This is a genomic window from Acidovorax sp. LjRoot204, from assembly GCF_056175785.1.
Genome location: NZ_JBGFFF010000070.1, coordinates 1 through 24,977, shown reverse-complemented (window position 1 = coordinate 24,977; position 24,977 = coordinate 1). Strand labels below are relative to the sequence as shown.

Annotated in this window: 26 protein-coding genes and 1 pseudogene; 13 read left to right on the top strand and 14 right to left on the bottom strand. The window is 63.2% G+C overall.

Annotation, left to right across the window (positions count from 1 at the left end; translation table 11 throughout):
* Positions 1-369 (top strand): ACT domain-containing protein (locus AC04MI_RS13865; protein WP_476497995.1); only part of this gene is annotated, 369 nt, incomplete at its 5' end.
* A gap of 93 nt (positions 370-462) precedes the next feature.
* Here the strand turns inward: AC04MI_RS13865 and AC04MI_RS13860 are convergent.
* Entirely contained in the window at positions 463-1,428 is a 966-nt protein-coding gene (locus AC04MI_RS13860) for a DMT family transporter (protein ID WP_476497994.1), read from the bottom strand.
* A gap of 148 nt (positions 1,429-1,576) precedes the next feature.
* Here AC04MI_RS13860 and AC04MI_RS13855 point away from each other — a divergent pair, with 148 nt between their 5' ends.
* Positions 1,577-2,482 carry a LysR family transcriptional regulator gene (locus AC04MI_RS13855; protein WP_436077239.1) on the top strand — a complete coding sequence of 302 codons (906 nt, stop codon included), beginning with the start codon at positions 1,577-1,579 and terminating at the stop codon, positions 2,480-2,482.
* A gap of 8 nt (positions 2,483-2,490) precedes the next feature.
* Here AC04MI_RS13855 and AC04MI_RS13850 read toward each other — a convergent pair whose 3' ends face one another.
* On the bottom strand, positions 2,491-3,252 hold the full coding sequence (locus AC04MI_RS13850; protein WP_436077240.1) for a DeoR/GlpR family DNA-binding transcription regulator: 762 nt from the start codon (positions 3,250-3,252) through the stop codon (positions 2,491-2,493).
* 158 nt (positions 3,253-3,410) lie between these two features.
* Here AC04MI_RS13850 and AC04MI_RS13845 point away from each other — a divergent pair, with 158 nt between their 5' ends.
* Entirely contained in the window at positions 3,411-4,043 is a 633-nt protein-coding gene (locus tag AC04MI_RS13845) for an NUDIX domain-containing protein (protein WP_436077241.1), read from the top strand.
* 24 nt (positions 4,044-4,067) lie between these two features.
* Here the strand turns inward: AC04MI_RS13845 and AC04MI_RS13840 are convergent, their stop codons facing one another.
* On the bottom strand, positions 4,068-6,440 hold the full coding sequence (locus tag AC04MI_RS13840; RefSeq protein ID WP_476497993.1) for a penicillin acylase family protein: 2,373 nt from the start codon (positions 6,438-6,440) through the stop codon (positions 4,068-4,070).
* 138 nt (positions 6,441-6,578) lie between these two features.
* Here AC04MI_RS13840 and AC04MI_RS13835 point away from each other — a divergent pair, with 138 nt between their 5' ends.
* Together AC04MI_RS13835 and AC04MI_RS13830 are read left to right on the top strand one after the other, a co-directional pair.
* Positions 6,579-7,667: a GlxA family transcriptional regulator gene (locus AC04MI_RS13835; RefSeq protein WP_436077243.1), complete on the top strand. Its 1,089-nt coding sequence runs from the start codon at positions 6,579-6,581 to the stop codon at positions 7,665-7,667.
* A gap of 158 nt (positions 7,668-7,825) precedes the next feature.
* Entirely contained in the window at positions 7,826-8,791 is a 966-nt protein-coding gene (locus tag AC04MI_RS13830) for a class I SAM-dependent methyltransferase (RefSeq protein WP_436077244.1), read from the top strand.
* A 9-nt stretch (positions 8,792-8,800) separates the two neighbouring features.
* On the opposite strand, the pseudogene AC04MI_RS13825 reads toward AC04MI_RS13830, so the two are convergent.
* Positions 8,801-8,905: pseudogene (locus tag AC04MI_RS13825) on the bottom strand (flavodoxin family protein); the annotation flags it as partial.
* 100 nt (positions 8,906-9,005) lie between these two features.
* Positions 9,006-9,458: an HAD domain-containing protein gene (locus AC04MI_RS13820; RefSeq protein ID WP_099730226.1), complete on the bottom strand. Its 453-nt coding sequence runs from the start codon at positions 9,456-9,458 to the stop codon at positions 9,006-9,008.
* 113 nt (positions 9,459-9,571) lie between these two features.
* Here AC04MI_RS13820 and AC04MI_RS13815 point away from each other — a divergent pair, with 113 nt between their 5' ends.
* The gene (locus AC04MI_RS13815; RefSeq protein ID WP_082836262.1) at positions 9,572-9,874 is read left to right on the top strand and encodes a helix-turn-helix domain-containing protein; all 303 of its coding nucleotides are present in this window, start codon (positions 9,572-9,574) and stop codon (positions 9,872-9,874) included.
* Here AC04MI_RS13815 and AC04MI_RS13810 read toward each other — a convergent pair.
* Entirely contained in the window at positions 9,871-10,311 is a 441-nt protein-coding gene (locus AC04MI_RS13810) for a hypothetical protein (RefSeq protein WP_063459123.1), read from the bottom strand. The two genes, AC04MI_RS13815 and AC04MI_RS13810, sit on opposite strands and share 4 nt — an antisense overlap.
* A 177-nt stretch (positions 10,312-10,488) precedes the next feature.
* Between AC04MI_RS13810 and AC04MI_RS13805 the strand changes: the two genes are divergently transcribed.
* The 7 genes from AC04MI_RS13805 (at position 10,489) to AC04MI_RS13775 (ending at position 13,924) form a co-directional block, all read left to right on the top strand.
* The gene (locus AC04MI_RS13805; RefSeq protein ID WP_099730227.1) at positions 10,489-10,926 is read left to right on the top strand and encodes a helix-turn-helix domain-containing protein; all 438 of its coding nucleotides are present in this window, start codon (positions 10,489-10,491) and stop codon (positions 10,924-10,926) included.
* A 35-nt stretch (positions 10,927-10,961) separates the two neighbouring features.
* On the top strand, positions 10,962-11,276 hold the full coding sequence (locus tag AC04MI_RS13800; RefSeq protein WP_143227262.1) for a hypothetical protein: 315 nt from the start codon (positions 10,962-10,964) through the stop codon (positions 11,274-11,276).
* Between the two features lie 19 nt (positions 11,277-11,295).
* A complete protein-coding gene (locus AC04MI_RS13795) occupies positions 11,296-11,544 on the top strand; it encodes an MbcA/ParS/Xre antitoxin family protein (RefSeq protein ID WP_099730228.1) in 249 nt (82 codons plus the stop codon).
* 92 nt (positions 11,545-11,636) lie between these two features.
* Positions 11,637-12,227, top strand: a complete 591-nt coding sequence (locus AC04MI_RS13790) for an HAD domain-containing protein (protein WP_099730229.1) — start codon at positions 11,637-11,639, stop codon at positions 12,225-12,227.
* Positions 12,228-12,392: 165 nt separating this feature from the next.
* Positions 12,393-12,845 (top strand): PaaI family thioesterase, encoded by a 453-nt coding sequence (locus tag AC04MI_RS13785; RefSeq protein WP_099730230.1) that lies wholly within the window; start codon positions 12,393-12,395, stop codon positions 12,843-12,845.
* 233 nt (positions 12,846-13,078) lie between these two features.
* Complete coding sequence (locus tag AC04MI_RS13780; RefSeq protein ID WP_099730231.1) at positions 13,079-13,402, top strand: heavy-metal-associated domain-containing protein; 324 nt, start codon at positions 13,079-13,081, stop codon at positions 13,400-13,402.
* A gap of 18 nt (positions 13,403-13,420) precedes the next feature.
* Positions 13,421-13,924 (top strand): hypothetical protein, encoded by a 504-nt coding sequence (locus AC04MI_RS13775; RefSeq protein WP_015012969.1) that lies wholly within the window; start codon positions 13,421-13,423, stop codon positions 13,922-13,924.
* A 75-nt stretch (positions 13,925-13,999) separates the two neighbouring features.
* Here the strand turns inward: AC04MI_RS13775 and AC04MI_RS13770 are convergent, their stop codons facing one another.
* From AC04MI_RS13770 to AC04MI_RS13735, 8 genes are all read right to left on the bottom strand, one after another.
* Positions 14,000-14,929 carry a GGDEF domain-containing protein gene (locus AC04MI_RS13770; RefSeq protein ID WP_476497992.1) on the bottom strand — a complete coding sequence of 310 codons (930 nt, stop codon included), beginning with the start codon at positions 14,927-14,929 and terminating at the stop codon, positions 14,000-14,002.
* Between the two features lie 21 nt (positions 14,930-14,950).
* Positions 14,951-15,895, bottom strand: coding sequence for an alpha/beta fold hydrolase (locus tag AC04MI_RS13765; protein WP_476497991.1), 945 nt, complete (start codon positions 15,893-15,895; stop codon positions 14,951-14,953).
* An 8-nt stretch (positions 15,896-15,903) separates the two neighbouring features.
* Positions 15,904-19,050 carry an efflux RND transporter permease subunit gene (locus AC04MI_RS13760; protein ID WP_476497990.1) on the bottom strand — a complete coding sequence of 1,049 codons (3,147 nt, stop codon included), beginning with the start codon at positions 19,048-19,050 and terminating at the stop codon, positions 15,904-15,906.
* On the bottom strand, positions 19,047-20,564 hold the full coding sequence (locus AC04MI_RS13755; RefSeq protein ID WP_476497989.1) for an efflux RND transporter periplasmic adaptor subunit: 1,518 nt from the start codon (positions 20,562-20,564) through the stop codon (positions 19,047-19,049). Before AC04MI_RS13755 ends, AC04MI_RS13760 begins: the two co-directional genes overlap by 4 nt.
* Positions 20,565-20,576: 12 nt before the next feature.
* A complete protein-coding gene (locus AC04MI_RS13750; RefSeq protein WP_099730236.1) occupies positions 20,577-21,902 on the bottom strand; it encodes a TolC family protein in 1,326 nt (441 codons plus the stop codon).
* Positions 21,903-21,977: 75 nt separating this feature from the next.
* Positions 21,978-22,433, bottom strand: a complete 456-nt coding sequence (locus tag AC04MI_RS13745) for a hypothetical protein (protein ID WP_099732103.1) — start codon at positions 22,431-22,433, stop codon at positions 21,978-21,980.
* Between the two features lie 69 nt (positions 22,434-22,502).
* Positions 22,503-24,872 (bottom strand): heavy metal translocating P-type ATPase, encoded by a 2,370-nt coding sequence (locus AC04MI_RS13740; protein WP_476497988.1) that lies wholly within the window; start codon positions 24,870-24,872, stop codon positions 22,503-22,505.
* 34 nt (positions 24,873-24,906) lie between these two features.
* Positions 24,907-24,969 (bottom strand): hypothetical protein, encoded by a 63-nt coding sequence (locus tag AC04MI_RS13735; RefSeq protein ID WP_476497996.1) that lies wholly within the window; start codon positions 24,967-24,969, stop codon positions 24,907-24,909.
* Positions 24,970-24,977: the final 8 nt, after the last annotated feature.

The following is a 24,977-nucleotide window of genomic DNA, read 5'->3' as shown; positions in this document are numbered from 1 at the left end:
AACGTGTTCTGCAAGCACGATGTGAGCTACATCCTCAAGGCCACCGACGCCAACTCCATCGCCCATCTGGTGTGGGACAACCAGGTCACGCCCGAGCTGGTGGCCGAGCTGCAGAAGGACTACCAGGTCGTGACGATCAAGCCCAGCGCCATTGTCTGCACCATCGGCTCCAACATCGGCATCCCCGGCGTGCTGGCCAAGGCCGCGCAGGCGCTGGCCGATGCGCAGGTCAACGTGAACTGCGTGTCGCAGACCCTGCGGCAGGTGAACATGCAGTTCGTGATCGAACGCGAGGACTATAAGACCGCCATCAAGGCACTGAACATGGCGCTGTGCGTGAACTCCGGCGCACCCGTTCCGCGCGCCTGAGAAAAAGGCTTCTGCACTCGGCCCACAGCCCGCCCCGTGCGGGCTTTTTTGCGCCCTTGCGTGCCTGGGGGATTGGGTGCGGGGATATGTTTGCTATTTTTTGTATAGCAATAAAGTCTTATCCATCAGGCGCAGAAGGCCTGTTTGAATGCTGATTTTGCTAATCAGCAGGACCCCTGCCAGCACCAGGGCCGCGCCCCCCAGTTGCCAGGCGGACAAGGGCTCGCCCAGCAGCCAGGCGCCAAAAAAGATGGTGAGGATGGGGCCCAGCGTGCCGATGAGCGCTGTCTTGGAGGCGCCGATGCGGCGGATGGCGGCCGAGGTCATGAACACCGGCAGCACGGTGGACAACACGGCCATGCCCAGGGCATGCAGGTACACCGGGGCAGGCTGCACCAGCGCCCCCATGGGCTGCGACACCACAAAATGCAGCAGTGTGGCGCCGGTCGAGACCAGCATCRCCAGCGCCGTGAAGCGGGCTGCACCCATGCGCCGGATGGCAGGCTCGCTGCCCGCCTGGTAGAACGCATACGAGATGGCTGAGCCAAACACAAAGCCCGCGCCGATCAGCACCGACCGCGTGTCGCCCGCCACATGCAGGTCGTGCGCAAAGGCCAGGCCAATGCCCGCATAGGACAGCAGCAGAGCACCCAGCTCGCGCCGGGAGGCGCGTTTTCCCATGAACAGCACACCGATCAGGATGGTGAGCGTGGGGTAGGTGAACAGGATCAGCCGCTCCAGGCTGGCGGTGATGTACTGCAGGCCGATGAAGTCCAGGATGCTGGCGCCGTAGTAGCCCAGCAGGCCCAGGGCTGTGATGGCCAGCCAGTCGCGCCCGCTCAGCGGGGCCAGGTGGCGGCTGGCGCGCCAGCCCACCCAGGCGAACACCGGCACGGAAAACGCCATGCGCAGGCACAGCAGGGTGACGGAATCCACGGGCACGGCCTGGGGCACGGCATAGGCCAGCTTCACAAAAATGGCTTTGAAGGAAAAGCCCAGCGCCGCCAGGATGGCGAGGGCAAGACCAAGGCGTTCGGAGGACCAGTTTTTCCAGGGCATGTGTCAGGTCAAGCATCTTGTACGGCAGCACCGAACGATTTGCATGCTTTTTATCGGGATGGCTGGCATCCTGCCTTTGTATGTTGCAAGGCACAATTGTTGATCCAGCAACCATGCGTTCGGTTTTCACGAAGGCAAGGAGACCGCTTTGAGCTACGACCTCACCGACCTGCGCCTTTTTGTCGCCATTGCCGAAGAGCGCAACCTCACGCGCGGCGCCGCGCGCGCCTATTTGGCGCCGTCGTCGGCCAGCCACCGGCTGCGGCGGCTGGAGGAGGCGCTGAACACCTCCCTGTTTGAGCGCCAGACGCGAGGCGTGGCGCTGACCCGGGCGGGCGAGGCCCTGCTGCGCAATGCGCGCCAGGTGCTGGCCAGCGTCGAGCAGATGCATGCCAACCTCTCGCCCTTTGCCAGCGGCATCCGGGGCCATGTGAGCCTGTGGGCCAATACCCATGCCACGCACACCTTTCTGCCCGACGACCTGGCGGGTTTCCTGAGGCAGCACCCGCAGGTCAGCGTGAGCCTGGAGGAGCGCACCAGCGCAGAGATCGTGGTCGCAGTGGCCAGCGGCGAGATCGAGGTGGGTGTGCTGGCCGACAGTGGCACGGGCGCGGGTGTGGAGTTGTCACCCTACCGGCAGGACCGCCTGGTGCTCATCGTGCCCGCAGGCCATGCGTTGGCAGGGCGTGGCCGCGTGGGTTTTGCCGAGGTGCTGGACCAGGCCTTTGTGATGCTGCACGCGGGATCGGCCATCCACACCTTCACGACCAACGCCGCTGCCGCGCTGGGGCGGCATCTGGACGTGCGCATTCAGGTGCGCAGCTTTGAAGCCGTGTGCCGCATGGTGGGGGCGGGCGTGGGCATTGGCCTGGTGCCCCGGGGAGCGGCCCTGCAGGTGGCGGGCCTGAGCGAGCCACCGGTGCTGGTCGAGCTGGACGAGCCCTGGGCGCAGCGCGACCTGCAGATCTGCGTGCGCAAGGGGGCGGTGCTGACGGGCTTTGCTGCGGCGCTGGTCGCACATCTGCGCCAGGGCGCTGGCGCCGCTACTGTCTGATGGCCTGATCAGGCCGCTGCGATCTCCACCTTGGCGCCACCGGCCTGCAGCTTTTCGCGCAGTGCCTGCGGTGTGGCGGCAGGCACCACCAGCGCGGCCAGTTCGTGCAAGGGGGCCACGCTGAACGGCGATGCCGTGCCCAGCTTGTCGATCGAGGCCAGCACCACCGTTTCTGCCGCCCGCTGGTGCAGGGCACGTTTGACGGCGGCTTCTTCAAAATCTCCCGTGGTCAGACCGGCCTCGGCATGCACGCCGGTCACGCCCATCAGGTACAGGTCGGCCCGCAACTGGGCTGCGGCCTCGACCACGCTGGCACCCACATTCACCATGGAGTGGCGGAACAACCTGCCTCCCAGCATCAGCACCTCCACCTGCGTGTGCCTAGCCAGCGCCACCGCTACGGTGGGGCTGTGCGTGACCACGATGGCGCGCAAGTCTAGCGGCAGGTGCTGCAGCACCTGCAACGACGTGGTGCCCCCATCCAGGATCACCACCTGGCCGGGCAACACCAGCGCGGCCCCGGCGCGGCCCAGGGCGCGTTTGTCTTCGGGGGCCAGTTGCTCACGCACCTGCAAGCTGCCCACTGCGGCCGAGGCGGGCAGSGCGCCGCCGTGCACGCGCTGCAAGCGGCCCTCCGCAGCCAGCTCGCGCAGGTCGCGCCGCACGGTGTCTTCCGAGATGCCCAGCTCCTCGCTGAAGGCCTTGGCCACGATCTGGCCGTCCCGCCGCAGGCGGTCGAGCAGAAGCTGTTTGCGTTGGGTGGTCAGCATGAAGGGTTACACGAATTGATTGCACGAATTTGCATGTTTGTGCATGATATTGCGTAAATCAATCTTGTCAAAACCATGCACTCATTAACCGACCACACTGCCTTCGCGCTGGCGCTTGCCGTGCGTCGCTACCCAAGCCCGCCGGCGGGGAGCATTGCATGAGCCACCCTGTGCCTGAAGTCCCCATCGCTGAGCTGAACGCCCGCACCGAGCATGTGAAGCTGCTGGATGTGCAGGTGCTCTCCGACAACTGGTACGTGCTGCGCAGGGTCACCTGCTCGCTGCGCCGGCGCGACGGCCAATGGCAGACGATGAGCCGCGAGGCCTACGACCGGGGCAATGGCGCCGCACTGCTGTTGTTCGACCCGCGTCGCAGCACCGTAGTGCTGACGCGCCAGTTCCGGCTGCCCGCCTTTCTCAACGGTTGCGCTGACGGCCTGCTGATCGAGACCTGCGCGGGACTGCTCGATGGCGACGACCCCGAAACCTGCATCCGCCGCGAGGCCGAGGAAGAAACCGGCTACCGCGTGCGCCAGCCGCGCAAGGTGTTCGAGGCCTACATGAGCCCTGGCTCGGTGACGGAAAAGCTGCACTTTTTCGTGGCCGAGTACGAACCCGGCGACCGCATCCGCAGCGGCGGCGGCCTGGAGGGAGAGGGCGAGGACATCGAGGTGATCGAGATGCCGCTGGCCGACGCCCTGGCCGGCATTGCCAACGGCACGATCCAGGACGGCAAGACCATCATGCTGCTGCAGCATGTGGCCTTGCACCTGCGAGGCACCGCCCTGTAAAAAAGGCGCAGTGCCCGCAGGCGCTCAAGGCCGCACCAGCCGCAGCGGCTCGCCCACGCGCGCCTTCACCACGTCGTCGCGGTGGAAGGGCAGGGTGTGCCAGCGCTTGGCCGAGAACTCGCGCATCTGGTCGTTGGCGTGGGGCGACGCGGGGTTGGTGGACTGGCCATAGGTCAGGATGGCCTGGGCCACTGGGCCCTTGGCGTCGAAGGCCACGGTCTGCACATAGCTGGTGCCGTAGTCGATGCGCAAGCCTGCCTTGTTGATGGGCGCGGGCTCCTGGCGGCCCAGGTTGTTGAGCACGCCTTCAAACTCCTCGCCGCCGTGTAGCGCAATCGCTTCTTCGGTGATGGCGGGGCGCTGCACGCTGCCCAGCGTGGCGTCGAGCGTGTAGCCGCTGGTGCGGATGGCCTTGACGGCGCCGTCCAGCGCCTCCCACACCTTGGCGGCGATGGCGGCGTCCGCCATCTTCAGGCCTGCAGGGGTGGCCACGGGCTGTTGCGCATCGAAGGGCACGCGGTGCACGCCGGGGATGTTGCGCGCGGTGCGCCAGAACTCGCGGAACACATGGGCGCCGCGTGCATCGACGTTGTTGCGGCGGTCCCAGCCTTTCAGGGCCGCACAGCCGTCACGGGATTCGGCCGTGGGGGCCTTGTCACACGCGGCCAGCAGGTCGGGCACCACCACCTGGGCCATGAAGTTGCGGTTCTCAAACAACTGGCCCTGGATGGCCTGCAGCGTGACCTTGCCCCGGCCGAGCATTTCAGGAATCTCGGCCAGACCGGCGCGGGTGCGTGGCCGGGTCAGGCTGGCGTCGCCCACCAGGGGCGAGATGCCCTCAAACTTCTGGCCGGGGTGGGTGTAGACAAAGCTGTCGTTGCTGTTGTGCACCCAGTCCGTGCGGAAGGCCACGGGCATGCGGCCGATGGGGATGAGCCCCGGCACGGGCGATGCGCTGTCGCGGCGCCAGTCGCAGTCAGCGCGTGATCCGTTCAGCACCACCAGGCCGGCAGCGGCGCGCAGCGCGGCGGCGGGCTGGCTGGGTGCGCAGCGGGCGAGCTGGGCGGCATCCACATCGGGCACCACGCTCACGTCGGCATACATGGCCTGGCCGCTGCGGTCGGCGGCCAGCGTGTTCACCCAGGGCAGGCCCAGGTTGGCGTGCGCCTTGTGCAGGTCCTGCACCGAGCGGGCGCGGGCAAAGGCAAGGGCTGCGTCCATCATGCGGGTGTTGCCAGTGTTGGCGTCGCGCAGGGCGTAGGCGGTCTTGGCGTTCCAGGTCAGGCCCGCGCGGGGCACCACCACCAGCGGGCCCCAGCGGGTGGACCACACCGTGTGCTCTTGCGTCTGCAGCTTGCCGTCCGGGCCGGGGATCTGGGCGCTGACCTTGCGGGCGGTCATCTTCTCAGGCTTGCCGTCCACCAGGTAGGTGGTGGGGTCGCCTTCGGCCAGCGTGACTTCGTAGAAGGTGAAACGCTTGCCGGTGGACACCGTGTGCGACCAGGCCACGTCCCTGTTGAAGCCGATGGAGACCATGGGGTAGGTGCCGATGCCCACGCCCATCACGTCCATCTGGCCGGGCATGGTCAGGTGCATTTCATAGAAACGGTTGGGGCCGCTCCACGGGAAGTGCGGGTTGCCCAGCAGCATGCCGCTGCCGTTGGCCGTCACGTCCTTGCCAAAGGCCCAGGCGTTGGAGCCGAGGGGCGAGTCGAGCAGGCCCACGTCGCGCAGCGCCTGCGCGGCATCGGCCAGGTTCATGTCAGCGGAGGGCGCCTGCGCGGCCTTGGCCGCGGGCGGCTGGGCGCCCAGCATGCCATCGGCCAGCGCGGCAATACCGGCCTGCACGGCCACCACCTCGGCCATGCGGCGGTATTGGGCCAGGGTCATGGGCTGCACCCAGGGCTTGCCCCGGCAGGCATCGGGCAGGGTGGAGGCGTTGTCGGCCAGGAAGCGGTTGTAGCCCGCCACATAACCACGCGCCAGGGCCTGCGTTTCGGCACTGGTCTTGGCCCAGGCGCGCTCCAGCATGGCGTCGTCCATGTGGGCTGCCATGAACAGGTCGATCTGCGCATTGGGGATGTAGCGGCGGCCCAGCAGCCCGATGGTCTGGGCACCGAAGGTGCTACTGCGCTGGCCGCGCGAGGTCACGAGCTGGTCGGCCGTCATGCAGACGTTGTCTTGCGCATAGGCATAGGCCACGCCGTAGGCCAGCGATTCGGGGTCGTTCGCGGTGATGTGCGGAATGCCGTAGGTGGTGCGTTCAATGGTCACGCTGCGATCTGCGCGTGCAGCGCCTGGCTGGCTGGCGCAGCCCGCCAGAAAGAGGGCGGTGCAGGCCGCGGCCAGGGTGGTCAGGGCCATCGAGAGGCCGCGATGGGTTGAGGGTTCGTGCATGGGTGGGTGTCTCCGTTTGTGTGGGCCCGCAGCGCAGGGCCATGGCTGCGGGGCGCTGTCGTCGCACGGTCATGCTACTGCCCGGTAACACTGCGAAGCGGTGGCGGTTTGGCCACAAAGGGTGGCAAGATCGCCACCATGCCCACTGCCAAAACTGCACTGCCGTCCTGCCTCAACGTGGGCATCCTCTGGGGGCACGGCAGCATTGCCAGCACCGCCGCCGCTGCGGTGGACGCTCTGCGCGCCATGAACATGCTGGCGGCGATGCGCCCCGGGGGCGCGCAGCCCGTGGTGCGTTGGTTCTGGCTGCGCATGCCGCAGGAGCGCGATGCCGCCCCGCCGCCGATGCCCGGCGCAGACCTGGGTCCGGAGGCGCTGGATGTGGTCGTCATCCCCGGCTGGCTGGTCCCTACTGGGCCGCAGTTGCGTGAGATCAGTCGGCGCTACAGCGAGCACTATGGCGCCATGCTGCAGGGCCACCTGCAGCGGGGCGGGCTGGTGGCTGCGCTGTTCAACGGGTCCAGCCTGCTGGCGCACTGTGGCTTGCTGGCTGGGCGCAAGGCGGCGCTGCCGTGGGTGTTTGCGCCGTCCATCGTGCTGCAGTCCAGCGAGAGTGGGGCAAGGACGGCCGATGTGGCCTGGCAGCGGGAGCGAACCTGGCAGCGTGACGGTGCCCTGTGGACCACCGCATCCCTGCAGGACACCCTGGCAGCCATGCTTGACCTGCTGGCCCAGACACCGGCGGCCGAGCTGGCGCAGGCCGCATCGCACGCGCTGCGGTTTGACCCGCAGCGCCAGCTGACCGCCACCACCGCCATGGAGACCCCTACGGGCCACCCGCTGGCTGCGGGCGCGCTGGAGCAGGCACGGCGCTGGCTGCAGGACCACCGCAACGAGCCCTACAGCCTGCAGGCCACGGCCCGCGCCGCCGCCACCAGCCCGCGCAGCTTGCTGCGCTGGTTTGCCCAGGTGCATGGAGAAACACCGCAGGACTACCTGCACCGGCTGCGCATTGCCCAGGCCCAGGCGCTGCTGCAGACCACCTACCTCACGGTGGACGATGTGGCGCAGCAATGCGGCTACAACGACACGGGCAGTTTTCGCAAGGTGTTCACCCGCGTGGCCGGGGTGACGCCAGGGGCGTACCGCCAGCGCTTCAAGCTGCGCACATCGCGCAAGCAGTGGTTGGGGCGGCAGGGGCTGCCTGGCACCGACGGGCCGGTGTAGCCGGGCCCACGGCCATTCGCTGTCTCTGGTGGGTGTCTGCGCCAGTGCTGGCGGCGATAATGCTCAATTGCTATTGAATCAATAGCTGCCCAGGCATGCTGGACTAGCACATCATGCCGTTTTGATTCTGAAATTGTTTTTTGCCAGCCCTTTTCTCCATGCAAGCCCTGCTCGACGCCATTGCCTCCATGCCCCTGCCCACCGACGCCCAGCGCGTCTTCCACGGCCGGGGTGGGCTGTTTCCGGGCTGCGAGCAGTGGGTGCTGGATGCGTATCCGCCAGTGTTCGTGCTGACGAGCTTCGCGCCGGCCAGCGATTCCGAACTGGCGACCATCGGCGAGGCGCTGCAGGCACGCTGGTCCCAGATTGCGCCGGAAGGCCAGCCGCTGAACTGGGTCTTCCAGCACCGGGGCGAGGCCTTGCGCATCGAGGGGCGCAGTGAAACCCGCCTGATGGCAGGTGCGGTGCTCGACCCCCATGTGGTCACCGAAGCGGGCGTGCGCTACCGCGTGCATGTGCTGCGCGGCCAGAACCACGGCCTGTTTCTGGACATGGCCGCAGGCCGCCAATGGGTGCGCAACTATGCCGCAGCGCGCAGTGCAGACCGCTACGGGCTCAAGGTGCTGAACCTGTTTGCCTACACCTGTGCGTTTTCGGTGGTGGCGCTGCAGGCGGGCGCCAAACAGGTGGTCAACGTGGACATGAGCCACGGCGCCATCGGCATCGGGCAGCAGAACCACCAGCTCAACGGCATCACCACGGGCGCCGCCTTCTTGCCGCACGATATCTTCAGCAGCTGGGGCAAGATCAACCGCAGCGGCCCTTACGGCCTGGTCATCGTGGACCCGCCCAGCTACCAGAAGGGCAGCTTTGTCGCCACCAAGGACTACGCCCGCCTGATGCGCCGGCTGCCCGACCTGCTGGCCCCCGGCGGCCACGCGCTGTTGTGCCTCAATGCGCCAGAGCTGGGCTTGGCCTTCTTGCAGGACCAGATGCAGGAGCTGGCGCCCGATCTGCGGTTTGTGGAGCGCGTGGCCAATCCCCCCGTGTTTGCCGATGTGGAGCCGGAGCGGGCGCTGAAGGTGCTGGTGTACCAGGCGCCCGAGCTGGTGGCGCCGGCCTGAGAGCCTGTTCTAGAACACCCCCATCCCCAGCCCTGCCGCCATGGCCTCACCCAGCGCCCGGCAGCGCTCCAGGTCGGCCGATGCAATCTGTTTGGGGGCCAGGATGGCTTCGGGGTGATCTCACTTTCGGTGCAGATTACCCGGTTAGGATGCTCGGGTTAACCCTAGATTTGTGTTTTCTGAGGCTAGGTGGTCTGCCCTCCTGGCAGTCTTTTCAAAGTGTGGTTTGAAGACGAGCTGTCAGTTGTGAACCGGTGGCCTGCGTGAGTCCCGTTCGCCCATCGACCAAAAACAACGACTTGCAGAACGGCCGATAGAGCCACGATCGATCATCCACCGCCACCCATCTGCGATGTGGCATTTCGTTGGCCCAAAGCCAGGCGTGGCACTCCGCCTCCCGCTCGTACCCCACCAGCGTATTCGGGACGTTCGTTAGATCGCAATATCTGGGGGTAACGCCTTCGATCATGGCGGCAATGTCCGGAGAGAACCTTTCCAATAGATCCTCATAGGCCTGTTCCAGGCGCCAGGTGCTGGTGATCACGATCTGGCACTCGGGCACCTGTCGTAACGCATCTTCCAAGATCGATAGGCAACAGAAGTGCTTCGACTCATGGCAATGCTCTGGGTGTAGGACCCCATCAAAATCTAGAAAGAGTATGGGCACAGTGCTACTTCAGAAACAGATTTCCAATAGGGCTGAATATTTTTTCGAGTTAGCGAGCCTATGAGACTATTTGGTCGTGGTCTTTTTAGTCTCATTGGACGGAAATCGGGTGGATGTCTTCCCGAAAGCGTGTTCCACCCCAAGCCGACTTTGGTCGGGCGCTGCAGCAATTGCGCGCGGCACGCGGCTTGGTTCAGGAAGACATGTTGCTGGCAACGAGCCGCCGACACATCAGTCGCATCGAGCAGGGACATCAAGTGCCCAGTATCCGCACCATCGAGGTATTGGCCGAGCAGATGCAGATCCACCCTTTGACCTTGATTGCTACCGCGTACTGCCCAGACCTGGACACGAACTTGGTCAATGAACTCCTCAGGACCGTCAAAGCGGACTTCAAGGGCATCATTTCAGACTAGGCTTGGCATTCCGATTCGGCCTGTTCCTTGGCATACTGAACCAGCATTTGAAGCCCTTGTATCAGACCGGTGCCAATGGGTGTGGCATCTTGGCGGTGCAGCATCCGATTGACGATCTCCCGATCCACGGCAGTGCTGAGCAAGCAGAGGGCTTCTTGCAGAGTTTCCAGACCCACTTCCAAGCTGTCGCCTGAACGTTTGGCTCCCGCCTTGGTCAGAAGCAACAGGGCGAGCGGTAAGGCTGCACTAGCGGGATCGTGATCCCCGCTCCAATCCGAGCCAGACAGAAGGTCTCGGAGCTGGTCTGACATCAACAAAAGGTGGTTGTCATCCAGTGCATCCGGCAGGATGGCTTCCCAACCCCGTGACGTGATCAGGCGCAACATGTCCTGTGCTCCAAATTTTCCGAGGGTCGCTTTTTCCAAACGCAGCATCATTCTTCATTCAAGTTAATATGAGACTAATTGGTCCGGTTTGGGACCGTGGCGTGCGAAGATAGCTGAATGGAATGCCATTTTTGTTTTCCAAGTGTGCCCGTCTCCCAATGGAAATAAACCGGTTGCCCAGATCTGCTTAAAGAGGCAACCAGTCTGTTGCCTCATGCGTTTGCCCCCTTGAAAAACCGCCTGGATCTCACCCGCTTGGCCGAACTTGATCGGCAGTTTTGCGATTTCGCGAAGCTGCAGCGGAATGCCACGCCCAGGTGTGGCTGGGCAAAGACGGTGAGATTGGCCTTGGGCATGAGTTCCAAAGCGCTAGGTGAGCGTTTGGGCATGACGGCACAGGGAGTCCGCAAACTGGAGCAGGCCGAGGCCAACGGCACTATCACGCTGAATACGCTTGCACGTTTGGCTCATGGCCTGGACTGTGAAGTGCACTACATGTTTGTTCCCCGAACCAGTTTGGTGGAGCAGGTGCTCAACCGTACTGAAGAGATCGCTGGAATTTCTTTGCCGTCCACGTTGAAGGGGGCGGAGGTGCTGACAGATGTAGAGACGCTGATGGCCCTTACCAGTGCGCTGGTAAAAGTGAGCAAGCGTGGCCTTTGGTGAGCCAGCGCTGGTTTTCCTCCCGATACAACCCCGCGATGAGTTTGAACATCGTTGCTATCATCAGCGCAAAGCAAGCCCCCGGTGCGACCTCTGCGAAAGCATGCCCCCGGGGGCGACGTTTTTCTGAGGGGTACTTTGATGAAATCTCTCTTCGAAGCTCGCGACAGCTCTTGAGAGATCCTCTCGCCATGGAATTGCGCCGCACGGGTCAGGCTGCCCGCAAGGCGAAGCCCGTCATCGCAATCACGGTGAAGCACGCTCCTCCTGTCGTCACCGCAAGGGAATGGGCGCGCCTGGGCGATGCCGCCAAAAATCCGACGCGTCAGGCGACGCCGCTACGCCATTGTTAGCGGGACTGATTGGTAAATCATGGCCGCAGATTCTGCCCTCATCGCCCTTGAAGACCACATCGCTATTCTCACTATGCTTGTGCAGCGCATGGTTGACGAGTGTGGCGACCCAACTGGTTTCGACGCAAAGGACTGGCTTTATCACTGGCTCGTGGGGGTGGTCCCGGCATTGGGCGATCGAAGGCCTCTCGATGTGCTCAAAGAGCCCGGCGGCCTTGAGGTGGTGCGGAGCTTGCTCATGCGTGTCCAGTCTGGTGCGTTCTCGTAGGAATACGCACGTGGCTGGCAAGTTCTGAGTCCGCTCTGGCCCCGCCGTCCTCCTTGACTATATCCCCACCAAGCACAGTCCAGTCCCAACATATGACTCTGTCCTCTGGCCAAATTTCCCCATATCTCCCTGCGTCCACTCCACGCAGCGCGGACGTCGTCCTGTACCTCGATCTCGATGGCGTTGTTCACCATGAAAAAGTGCTCTGGCATCCCCGCAAGGGTATCTACATGAGCCCGTATGAGGCTGCAGGACATTCGCTGTTCGAATGGGTTCCAATCCTGGAGTCAGTGCTCCAACCCCACCCGGCAGTCGCCCTGGTACTGAGTAGCACTTGGTGCATTCGCCCCGGATACAGCGCAACTCTTAAACGCCTTCCTGCCACATTGAGTGCCCGGTTCATTGGCGGGACGTACCACAAGCGTGTCCATGGCGTGGATCCCTGGAACCTGTCCATGTTCCGCACCACACCCCGGGGCGTGCAAGTTCAAGAAGACGCTCAGCGCAGAAGACCCCAACAGTGGATAGCGCTCGATGACGATCTGGAAGATTGGCCTGACTCCTGTCGACAAAACCTGGTCGCATGCGAGGGAACTACGGGCTTGTCCAACCCCGAGGTACAACACGAACTGAGGGAAAAATTGCGCAGCTGTCATGTGGCTTTGTCGGCCAGAACCCCATAGCAGCTCGCGGTGTACGGTGGACTTAACAACGGTCCAACTATCGAATCTTCATTCGAGAAAACCCCCGCCGCAGGTGTCTTGGATGCAAGGTTAGACGCATCCTGAATGTACATTTTGACGAGCCCTCAATGTACATTTAGACGGTAAACGCACCACTGCTTTCCCATGCATAGTCCGACCATCCCGTTTCGCCTAGTCTCCACTCAGCGCGAAGAGCAATTGGCTCAATTCAACGCCAGGAAAGAAATTGCTTGGTTTGGGTTTAGGGGGGCGTTCAAAGAGCCAGGCTTGGCGATCATCAATTTCACCAAAATCGAATCTGGCCTTCAGGGAGGTGGAGGAACCTCCGCAATCAATGGCGGCGTTATCGCCGCAGGTTTTGATGCAGCCTTCGTGCTTGCAGGTTTGGGCCACTACGATTCCAAGGTCGTCATCACCCTGGAGTTGTCGGTCAAATTTTTGTCCCTTGCACTTGTCAACGAGTCGCTTGCATTCCAAGCGCATGTGGTTCGATCTGCTAAAAACTTCTCGTTCGCCGAGGGCTTTCTCTCTCAGGCAGGTACAGGGCCTGCCCAGCATTTGGCAATTGCCACCGCTATGGTGGCGCCTGCGCGCTAGGCACGCGGCGGGAAGGCGCAAGGCGCCAAAGGTGTCCTTCCCCTCGGCTGAGATGGAGATTTTCGACAGTCGTTCACCCAAGGCGCGAGCGTTCTAGCTCGTAGAGACACCACCAGCACTGGGTTCGTTTACTGCTTTCCGGTCTTCTATGCCGATTGAATTCCGTGAGACCTTGACCTTACCACCGTGGCAAGGTTCATAGTCAAAACGTGAATCAACCAAAGGAGGCTCACATGGTCCATTTCAATGTTCCTGATATGACGTGCGGCGGTTGTGCTCAGCGTATTCGTCGAGCAATAGCTCAGGCCCAACTGCCAGCAAGCGTCGAAGTAGAAATCGATGTGGCCACGCGGCAGGTCCGCGTTCCTGGGCAAGTCGAAGACGACACTGTGGAGCTTGTCCGCTCCGCAATTGAGCGTGCTGGATACAAAGCAGACGCGGCGGTGAGTCCTGCATCTCGCCGAACAACCGGTGGCTGCTGCTGTGCGTCTCGGCCCGTAACCCCTGTTGATGTGGATCAAGACGGTGCAAGGCAGACGTCGTCATGCTGCAGTTGAACTACCAAGGAGACCATCATGCGTCTGAACATCGTCGCTGGGCTGTTGACAACCCTATTCGTGGCAGGCTGTGCCGTCGCGCAATCGCCAAAACCTGAGGACGAACACGCAGGCCACCACCCCGGAGATGCACAGAGCGGCGGCGTCACAACCCAGTCTGCCCCGGCAGCCACTGCCGCGTCTGCACCGGACGCCTTTGATCGTCAGATGAAGGCGATGCAGGAAATGCACAAAAAAATGCAGGCGGCCAAGACTCCCGCCGAACGCTCAGCGCTGATGGAGGAGCACATGAAGCTCATGCAGTCAGGCATGGCCACGATGGGCGCGGGTAGTTCTGGTGGCATGGGGATGGGAATGATGCAGCAAGGGGCGCAGACCAAACCTGCCATGCCTGCAGCCTCCGGAAACTCGGGTATGGGAGGCATGATGGGCATGCACGCTCAAATGGAGCGCCGTATGGCCATGATGGAGCAGATGATGCAAATGATGGTGGACCGCCAAGCAGCCATGCCATCCAAGTAGTCTCACCGCGAACGTTCTTTGCGGGGGAAGCTATCACTATTCCAAACGCTGGTGAGCTGCGCGAGGCTTGGTGACTCAGTCACTAACCACTGTGCAGTTGCGCCCGAGCGCCTTTGCCCTGTAAACAGCTTCATCAGAGCGTTTTAGCAGCCGGGCGAGGAAATCCGCTCCGGTTTGGTGTACTGCACATGCCAGCCCGACACTGACCGTTACTGGCCCCGCCAATGAGCGAACCCGTCTGGCGCATTTGTGCACCCGCTCCGCGATTCGGGCAGCGGCTTCTGCGTCCGCATCAGGTAACCAGAGGACGAATTCTTCCCCGCCGTATCGCGCCACCAGGTCCGAACCACGGGCGCCTGCCTGTAACTGGCGAGCAAAGTTCACCAGCACCCGGTCGCCCTCGGGATGGCCATGCGCATCGTTGATCCGTTTGAAGTAGTCCACGTCCACCATCAACAACGACACGGAACTCTGTCGAGAGGCCGTCCGTTGCCACTCTTGCACGGTCAATTCCAGCGCACGGCGGTTTTTAAGACCTGTAAGYGGATCAGAGAGACTCAGTTCCGAAAGCTGGCGATTCTGCAATTCAACCTGTTCATTGCTGGCGGCCAAGCGCTGGGCAAGATCCTGGGCCTCTGCACGGGCCTTGATCAACTCGCCTTCGAAACGGCTGCGTTCGCGGGCCACAAAAAAGGCCCATACGGTGTGGTCGCCCGTCTCCAGGCGCTTGCTGACCGCATTGACCATGACAGGAACAGTCTCGCCGCCAACACCGCGCAGGTGGAGGAATACTTCGCGCGCACTCTTGGCGTGATGCAGCGTGGGAAACAGGTGGGTCTGGCTGAAAATTCGAGAAGCTGGTGTTAACAGTTCATCCATGGAGTGGCCGAGCCAAAACGCCTCCGTGCCCCCGATCAGGACAAGGAACTCCCTGTTCATCCGCACGATGTGCCCCACCGGGTCCGTGATCATCATCGCGCAAGGGATGTCATCAACCGCCAGCATGTTCCGCCCTCTCGGTTTCGCTCACGCTAAGGAGAGATATCGCTGCATGGCGGCCGTCACCAGGTGCGGATGACTCATGTGAGCGCAGTGTCCGGTCACGTCCAGCACTTCCAACGTGCTGCCCCTGAGCTTCTTGTGCATGTACTCCCCGACAGAAAGGGGCGCCAGTGCATCTTTGCCATGCTGCAGGATCAGACTTGGCCGGGTCACGCGCGACAGCTCCTCTCTGGTATCCGCAAAGAAGGTTGCCTGCGCAAAGACACGAGCCATCGTAGGATCGGTTGAGCAGAAACTATCAGACAACTCCCCGCCCAAACTGTCCGCCTGCGGCGCTCCCGCCACAATGGGTGCGAGGTAACTGGACCAGCCCATGAAGTTCTGGTCCATGAGGTCCAATAGGCCATCCAAATCCTGGCGCTCGAACCCTCCAAGGTAGTCCGGAGCGTGATTGATGTAGCAAGGCGACGGGCCGACCAGAATCAGGCGATCAAAAAGCAGAGGTCGCTCGATGGAGGCCAGCAGGCCGATGCTGGCGCTGACCGAATGTCCAACAAAATGCACTCCGCGCTCGATGCCCAATGCGTCGCATACATCCAGCAGATCTTGCACGTAGCCTTTCAGACTTGCGTACTTCACGGGGTCAAAGGCGGCCAAGTCTGATTGGCCGCAGCCGACGTAGTCGAACAAGACCTGGCGGCACTTACCTTCAAAGGCCGGAGTGATGTGTCGCCACATATGCTGGCTACACCCAAAGCCGTGCGCATAGACGAGCACGGGGACGTCCGGGCGAATTGCATCGATCACATGCACGTTGTTGCGCTTACGAATTTCCACTGTTGTTCTTTCCGGGCGGTCAGTCCGCAGATTTTGCACGCCTGACGCTTGCACCGTGCGCAAAATAGCATGCAAGCGTGCGCGATTGGGAGTGAGAAACAACTGGTTTATCGCTAGCACCAGCTTGCGCAACGCAGCGTTCAGCCTCCAGATGCCTCTGTTTTCACTCTCCTTGGCTTTCGCATCAGCACATAGGCTGCAGGAATCACGAACAAAGAAAGCAGCGGTGCGGTCACCATACCGCCCAGCATGGGAGCCGCGATGCGGCTCATGACCTCCGAGCCTGTCCCGCTGCTCCACACGATGGGCACCAGGCCCGCCAGAATGACTGCCACGGTCATGGCCTTGGGTCGCACGCGCAGCACGGCACCTTCCCGAATCGCGTCCAGCAGCTCTTCCAGTGTGGGCTGCCTGCCGTCTGGACATCTCTCTGCGAGTGCCTGCTTGAGGTAGATGAGCATGACCACCCCGAACTCAGCCRCGACCCCCGCCAGGGCGATGAAGCCCACACCGGTGGCGATCGAAAGGTTGTAGTTCATGAGGTACAGGAACCAGATGCCCCCAGTGAGCGCAAATGGCAGCGTTGCCATGATCAGTCCCGCCTCGCCCATGCGCGAGAAGGTCAAGTACAACAGCACGAAGATGATCAGCAAGGTGGCAGGCACCACTACTTTCAGGCGGGCATTAGCCCGCTCCAGGTACTCGAACTGGCCTGAGTACGTGATGCTGACCCCGGGCTCCAGCTTGATCTGTCGGCTCACGGCATCGCGCAGCTCATTGGCCACGGAAGCCAGATCGCGCCCCCGCACATCGACATATACCCAGCCCGATGGGCGGGCGTTCTCGCTTTTGAGCATGGGTGGCCCATCGGTGATGGCGATGCTGGCCACCGTACCCAGCGTGATCTGCTGCCCCATGGGGGTGGAGATGGGCAATTGGGCCAAGCGTTCGGGCGAGTCTCTCCACTCACGCGGGTAGCGCAGGTTGATGGGGAAGCGCGCCAGGCCCTCGACCGTTTCCGAGACGTTTTCTCCACCGATGGCCCCGGAGACCACGGCCTGGATATCGGACACATTCAGCCCGTAGCGCCCCGCGGCCGTGCGATCGATGCGGACATCGACGTAGCGGCCCCCTGTCAGGCGCTCGGCCAGTGACGAGGCCACTCCCGGAATGCCTTTGGCGACCTGCTCGACCTGTGCCGCGATCCCATCGATCACCTGCAGGTCGTTGCCCGTCACCTTGACACCGATGGGGCTCTTGATGCCGGTTGCCAGCATGTCGATTCGGTTGCGAATGGGTGGAATCCAGATGTTGGACAGGCCGGGGATCTTGACGGCCTTGTCCAACTCTTCGATCAGGCCCTCGGGCGTCATTCCTGGACGCCATTGGTCTCTGGGCTTGAGCTTCACCGTGGTCTCGAACATTTCCAGCGGCGCCGGATCGGTGGCGGTCTCTGCTCGGCCCGCCTTGCCGAAGACGCGCTCGACCTCGGGCACCGTCTTGATCATCCGGTTGCTCAATTGCAGAAGCTCCGTGGCTCGCTGTGCCGACAGGCCCGGCAGGGCTGACGGCATGTACAGCAGATCGCCTTCATCCAGCCTGGGCAGGAACTCGCCCCCCAACCGCGACAGGGGCCAGATCGTGGTCGTCAGCGCCAGCACGGCGATGACCAGGGTGGATTTGGGACGATGCAAGACCCACTCAAGGCAAGGTCGGTACACGGCAATCAGCGCGCGGGTGATGGGGTTTTTCTGCTCGTCAGGGATACGCCCCCGGATCCAGTAGCCCATGAGSACCGGGATCAGCGTGACCGASAGKSCCGCMGCKGCSGCCATSGCGTAGGTCTTSGTGAASGCCAGCGGTCCAAACAAGCGGCCTTCCTGTGCTTCCAGCGTAAAAACGGGCACAAAGGACARCGTGATSAYMAGCAGCGAGAAGAACAGCGCSGGSCCCACCTCCTCGGCAGCTTCGGTGATCACTTTCCAGCGTTCTTCCCCCACCAGTTGGCGGTCGGGATGCTTGTGCTGCCAGGCCTCCAGCTTCTTGTGGGCGTTCTCGATCATCACCACAGCTGCATCGACCATGGCGCCCACGGCGATTGCAATCCCGCCCAGSGACATGATGTTGGCGTTGATGCCCTGGTAGCGCATCACCAGAAACGCCGCCATGATCCCCAGCGGCAGAGAAATGATGGCGACCAGCGCAGAACGCAGGTGCCAGAGGAACAAGACACAGACCACCGCCACCACAATGAACTCCTCTACGAGTTTGGTGCTGAGGTTCTGGATCGCCCGCTCGATGAGTGCGCTGCGGTCGTAGGTGGTGACGATCTCCACGCCCTGGGGCAGGCTGCTTTGCAGCTCGCTGAGTTTGGCCTTTACGGCCTGGATCGTTTCCTGGGCGTTCTTGCCAGATCGCAGCACGACCACGCCTCCAGCCACTTCCCCCTCGCCGTCGAGTTCAGCGATGCCGCGCCGCATCTCCGGCCCGATCTGAAGCGTTGCGACATCGCCCAGACGCACGGGAATCCCGGCGCGCGATACCAACGGGATGGCCCGAAAGTCGTCCAGCGTCTTGAGGTAGCCGCTGGCGCGCACCATGTACTCGGCCCCGGACAACTCCAGCACCGATCCCCCAGTTTCCTGGTTGGCGCCCATGATGGCCTCACGCACCTGCCCCTGGGTCAGCCCTTGGGCTGCGAGTTTGATCGGATCAAGCACCACCTGGTACTGCTTGACCATGCCCCCCACCGACGCCACTTCCGCGACATTGGGCAGGCTCTTGAGTTCGAACTTCAGAAACCAGTCCTGCAGGGCCCGCAGTTGGGCCAGATCGTTCTTTCCAGTGCGGTCCACCAGCGCGTATTGGTAGATCCAGCCGACCCCGGTGGCGTCGGGGCCGAGTGACGATTTGGCGGTGGCGGGTAGCCGTCCCTGCACTTGGTTCATGTACTCCAGCACGCGAGAACGCGCCCAGTACAGRTCCGTGCCATCSTCRAACAGGATGTAGACGAAGGAGTCGCCAAAGAACGAGAAGCCGCGCACCGTCTTGGCACCCGGGACGGACAGCATGGTGGTGGACAGCGGGTATGTGACCTGGTTCTCCACTATCTGCGGTGCTTGGCCGGGATAGGAAGTGCGAATGATGACCTGGACATCCGACAAATCGGGAAGAGCGTCCACGGGGGTGCTGCGCACACCCCACACGCCCCAGGCCGTAAGCATCACGGTCGCCAGCAGAACCAGGAGTCGGTTCGCCACCGACCAGCGGATCAGACGCGCGATCATGGCTTGATCCTTTCCACGGCAGTGATCACGAAGTCCTTGCCTTGCTGCTGGAAGGTGAACTTCACCTGCTGCTCGGGTTTCAGTGCTTTTGCCAGTTCTGGGTTTGCCAACTTGAATGGCATGGTCATGCCGGGCCACTTCAGTTCAGGCACGGCCTCGTGGGTAAGGGTCAGCTCGGTGGGCGTGACCTCATCGACCACCCCTCGCACCGTAAAGCTCTTGGACGCCGGAGCCGCAGAGGCCGAGGAACCCTGTTCAGCGATGGGTTGCGCGCTGCTGCCTGGAGGCAGTGCGGGCATGATGCCTCGCAGGCTGGCTTCCGAGTCGATCAGGAACTGTGCCGAGGCGACCACCTGTTGTCCTGCGGYCAGTCCGCCTGGAACGACGAGGCGGTCATCGATTTCCGCGCCAAGTTGTACCTGGACGGGGTGGTACTTGCCGGGGCCGTCCACCACGTAGACCAGTGCCCGCTTGCCGGTACGGATCACCGCTTCGCTAGGCACCAGCAGCGCTGGTTGTGTGCGTCCGGCCAGGACGATCTGCCCGGACATGCCCGCCTTCAGGCGCTGGGTGGGGTTGGGAAGCTCCAGCCGCACGCGCACCGTGCGGGTGTCCCGGTTGGCCTCTGGGAGGATGCTCACGACCCGGGCGTTGAGGGTTTCGCCCGGAAACGCGGCCAATCGGACCTGGGCGTCCTGCCCCAGTTGCAAGGGACCGCTTTGCGCTTCAGGAACGGCCGCTTCGATCCAGACGCTGGCCAGGCCGTTTACGCGCACCAGACTGCCCCCCGAAGAGACCGTCATGCCCTGGCGCACCATCAATTCGGCCACCATCCCCGCCTGTGGAAAGGTCACCGTGTAGCGGCCCTGAGGTTCGCCCGTGCGCTCCACCTGGGCCACGAGCGAGGCAGGCATGCCCAGCAGCGACAGCCGCTGGCGCGCTGCTGTCGTCAGCGACTCGTCCTTGAGCGCCCGGACCGCGAGAAACTCGCGCTGCGCAGCCACCCACTCTGGCAGCAGTAGATCGGCCAATGGCGCGCCTGCGGCCACCACGTCGCCCGGGGCCCGGGCATAGACGCGTTCCACGAAGCCGCCCGAGCGGGCCTGGRCGATGCTCACATCCCGGTCATTGAGCTGGACCGTGCCCAGCACGTCCACATCGGACCCAATGTCTCGCTGCTCTACCAGGGCGGTGCGCAGGCCGAGGGCTTGCACGGCCTGGGCGGAGACGCTCAGGCCGGAGCTTTCCGGAGTGTCCTCATCCGCATACTTGGGTACCAAGGCCATGTCCATGTAGGGGGACTTGCCTGGCTTATCGAACTTCTGCGTCGGCGACATCGGGTCGTACCAGTACAGCACCTTGCGGTCGGCTTTTGCTGCTTCTGTCGATGCGGGACTGGCTCCCAGTGCGTGGTTGTTCGCGGTGCGCCATTGGGAGACGGTCCAGCCGAGGGCGATGCCTGCAGCCACCAGTGCTACGGCCACAGCGGTCTTCTTGAAAACGTTATTGGTCATGTGGTTCTCCCTTCAGTCGGCGATCAGGCTGTTCAAGCGGGCAATCACGGTGTCCCGCTGTGCCTGCAGATCAATGAGCCGCCAGTGCGTCTCCCGCACTTGGGCCCGAGCCGCCAGCACGGCGCTCAAGTCGCCTTTGGCGGACTGGTAGTTGGCCAGCGCGAGTTCGGCACGCCCCTGTGCCAAGCCCATGCCAGCCGATTGCAGCCGTTCGATCTGACTGTTCAGTGCCGCCAGCTCTGAGGCGCTGTCCTCCAGCTCCTGCAGGTGCCTGCGGGTCACGTCTTCCTGCTCGGCTTCCAGGCGCTGCAGCTCCAGCTGCTTGGCCTTGATCTGGGGTCCCTGGCGCCGCTCCTGTTGCCAGGGAAGGTCAAAGGTCACCTGGAAGGACACCATGTCGCCCCAGCGTCGGTCGCGGCGGCTGTAGGCGACTTCCCAGGACCAATCACCCTTGGTTTCTGCCTGGGCTTCGCGCGTTTCCGCCAAGGCCATGGCCTGCATGGCGGGGTACTGCGCCAGTTCGGCATGGCGGTGTACCTCTGCGCGCAACTGGTCCAGGGGGCGGCTCAGCGGCCCAGGAGTTCCCTGAAGCGCCTCGTCGGCGCGAGCGCCAACCCAGCGCCGCAACATCGCCCTGGCCTTGGACCGGTCCCGCTGCAGATCGTCCCTGCGGTCCGACAGCGCAAGCGCCTCCTGCCTGGCCATCAGGAGATCGCCCGCTTGGGCCGTCCCCCCCGCGATGCGGGCAGTCAGGCTGTCCTGCAGGCGCTGGTTCTCACTCAGTAGACCGGTGAGTACCTGATCACGTTGCTCGATAGCCTGGGCCATGATCCACGCTTGGCTCAGCTCCTGGCGGATCTGCAGGCGCTGGACGCCCAGGGCGGCGCGTTCGCGTTCCACCTTGGCCTCGGCGCCGGCAATCTGGGCATCTCGTTTGGCGCGGTTGGGCACCTCCTGCATCAGCGCCAGGCGCTGCATGGTCATGGATTCGCGCGTGAGGCTGAAGCGGTCCATGCCGCTGACGGGAAAGTTCTCGATCCCGACCGAGAGCTTGGGATCCGGCAGAGTTCCCGCCGACTTCTGGGTACTGCTGGCTGCGTCAATCTGCAGCCGCTGGGCCGTGATACGAGGGCTGTGCTGCTCCGCCAGATCCAAGGCTTCGGCAAACCCCAGGGCGTGGGCCTGGTTGCCTGCAAGGCCGATGCCGGCCAGTAGGAATCCGAGAGCGCAAAGGCGCAGATGGTTGAGGTTGCGCACACGGATGCGCGGCGAGAGAGGATGAATGCGCAGTTGCGCAGGCAGGCGCTCGCAGGGAGCGCCGAAGGAGATGTTGGGCATGATGGTCCTCGAAATGAAGGGGCACGAAGTCAGACCTGCGCGCACGCTGCAAGGCAGCGCACACGCCGTGCACGTTCAATTCCGAAAGACCTGATGGGTTAAGTAGATGGGGGGAGAGCCCGCTCGACTGTCCAGCTCTGCGTAGACAGCCCGAGGGTCAATATGGCGTTCTGAGTCCAGGATCACGGGCAGCACATAAGCAACCCAGATGGCGTGAGCCGCGAGCGCCTGCAGATCGAGACCTTGTAGCGAGGGGGAGGACAAGCTGTCGCCATCACAATGGGCTCGACACAGCTGAGGATCTTGCTCATCCATGGTTCCCGCCATAGCGTGGCAATCGGGCATGGAGGGCATGCCGACTGAGTCTTCCATGGCCATGCCCGCTTTTTGCATCGATGCCGCATGGGCTGCGGAGTCCAGCTTGGGACAGGCATAGGCCGCCAACGCGAACTGCATCAGAAGCAACGCCGCGACCAGGAAGCTGGTTATCCAGCGTCCTTGGCGCGATACGGTGCTTCTGGCGAAGATCATGGTGCGAATGGTATCCCCAGCGGCGGCCACAGACTTAACCTAGATCAAATCCGAGCCTGCCGAGCCAACTCAGCCCTTGCGAAGCCGCAGGGCGTTGGCGATCACGGACGCCGAACTCAGGCTCATCGCCAAGGCCGCGATCATCGGCGACAGCAGCCAGCCGGTGAAGGGATACAGCAGCCCTGCGGCAATCGGTATGCCCAGCGCGTTGTAGAGGAAGGCGAACATCAGGTTCTGCTTCATGTTGCCCACCGTTGCGTCCGACAGCTCCCGCGCTGTGGAAATCCCCCGCAGATCGCCCTTGACCAGGGTAACCTGGGCGCTGTTCATCGCCACATCGGTTCCGGTACCCATCGCGATCCCCACGTCTGCCTTGGCAAGGGCGGGCGCGTCGTTGATCCCGTCCCCAGCCATGGCAACAACACGGCCTTCGTCCTGCAACCGCGACACCAGCGCCAGCTTGTCCGCAGGCTTGACCTCCCCATGGACCTCATCAATCCCCAGCTTTGCACCTACCGCCTTGGCGGTGGTCAKGCCGTCGCCCGTGGCCATGACGATGCGCAGTCCCGCCGCGTGCAACGTTGCCAAGGCTTCCGGCGTGCTGGCCTTGATGGCGTCCGAAACTGCCAGCAGCCCTTGAAGCTGGCCATCAGCTGCCAGGTACATCACGCTCGCCCCTGTGGCGCGCAAGGCCTCTGCCTGCGCAAGCAGCGGGTTCGCTGAAACCCCGACCTGCTCCATGAGGACTGTGTTGCCCAGGGCGAGCTGGCGCCCGGCGACCCGTCCGCGTACGCCGATGCCAGACCCGGACTCGAAGTCCTCGGGCTTGTCCAGGGCCAGCCCCTTGGCGCGGGCCGCCTGGACAATGGCATCGGCCAGCGGATGCTCGCTGCCTTGGTCCAGACTGGCCGCCAGGCGCAGCACTTCGTCCTCGGACAGACCGGGCATGGCCACCACACGTTCGAAGGAGGGCTTGCCTTCGGTGAGCGTACCGGTTTTGTCCACGATCAGCGTATCCACCTTGCGCAGGTTCTCGATGGCTGCTGCGTCCCTGAACAGAACCCCGCTGGTCGCCCCCCGGCCGGTAGCCACCATGATCGACATGGGTGTTGCCAGGCCCAACGCACAAGGGCACGCGATGATCAGCACCGCAACTGCATTGACCAGGCCGTAGACCCAGCGTGGCTCCGGTCCGAACAGGCCCCACGCGAAGAGTGTGAGCAACGCGATACCCACCACAGCCATCACGAAGTAGCCCGCCACCTGGTCCGCCATGCGCTGCATGGGGGCCCGTGAGCGCTGTGCTTGCGCAACCATCTGAACGATCTGCGACAGCATGGTGGCCGAACCCACCCGCTCGGACCGGATCACCAGAGCGCCGTTGGTATTGAGGGTGGCACCGATGACGGCATCGCCAGGCCCCTTGACGATGGGCACCGGCTCGCCAGTGAGCATGGCTTCGTCCACCGCGCTGCTCCCCTCGACCACTAGGCCATCCACCGGCACCTTCTCGCCAGGCCGCACGCGCAGGAGGTCGCCCACATGGACGTGGGACAACGGGACATCGCTCTCCTGGCCGCTGGCATCGATGCGCCGCGCAGTCTTGGGCGCCAGGCCCAGCAGCGATTTGATGGCGGCTGAGGTCTGGGAGCGTGCTTTCAGCTCCAGCATCTGGCCTAGCAGCGTGAGCGAGATGATGACGGCTGCTGCTTCGAAGTACACCGCCACGCGGCCCATGGCCTGGAACGAGGCAGGAAACACCCCGGGCGCAACGGTGGCGACCACGCTGTAGACAAATGCGGCGCCCGTGCCCAGGCCGATCAACGTCCACATGTTGGGACTGCGGTTCGCAATGGACTGGGCACCACGCACAAAAAAGGGCCAGCCAGCCCACAGCACGATGGGGACTGTCAGCACGAGCTCAATCCAGCTCTGGGTGCCCATCTCGAACCACTGCAGCCGGTGTCCCACCATGGCCAGGATGGTGACTACTACGGTAAGTGGCAGCGTCCACCAGAAGCGATGCCGGAAATCCACAAGTTCGGCGTTTTCTCCCTCATCCAGCGTGGGCAGCATGGGCTCCAGTGTCATGCCGCACTTGGGGCAATTTCCAGGATGGTCCTGTTGCACCTCAGGGTGCATGGGGCAGGTATAGGTTGTGCCCGGTTGCGCCGCTTCGGGCTCAGGCTGAGGCGCGCGCTCGCTGATGGGAGTCGAGAGAAACTTTTGCGGCGCTTCCATGAAGCGTGCTTTGCATTTGGCGCTGCAAAAGTAGTAAGGACGCCCTTCGTGCTCTGTCGAGTGATGCGATTGTTCCGTCACATCCATACCGCAGACAGGATCCTTTAGTCCCGTCGTGGGCAACGACACATGCGTGTGATGCCCTTCATGATGCTGGTGGTCATGATGGACGTGTTCGTGCGGTTGCGCATTCGACATGGATAGCCTCCCTGGGTGTTTTGGCCGTGCAAGATTACTTCTTGCTCGAATCGACGTTGTGGGAGCCGTGCCCCCCGTGTCCGTGGAAAAGGTGCATCAGGGGGC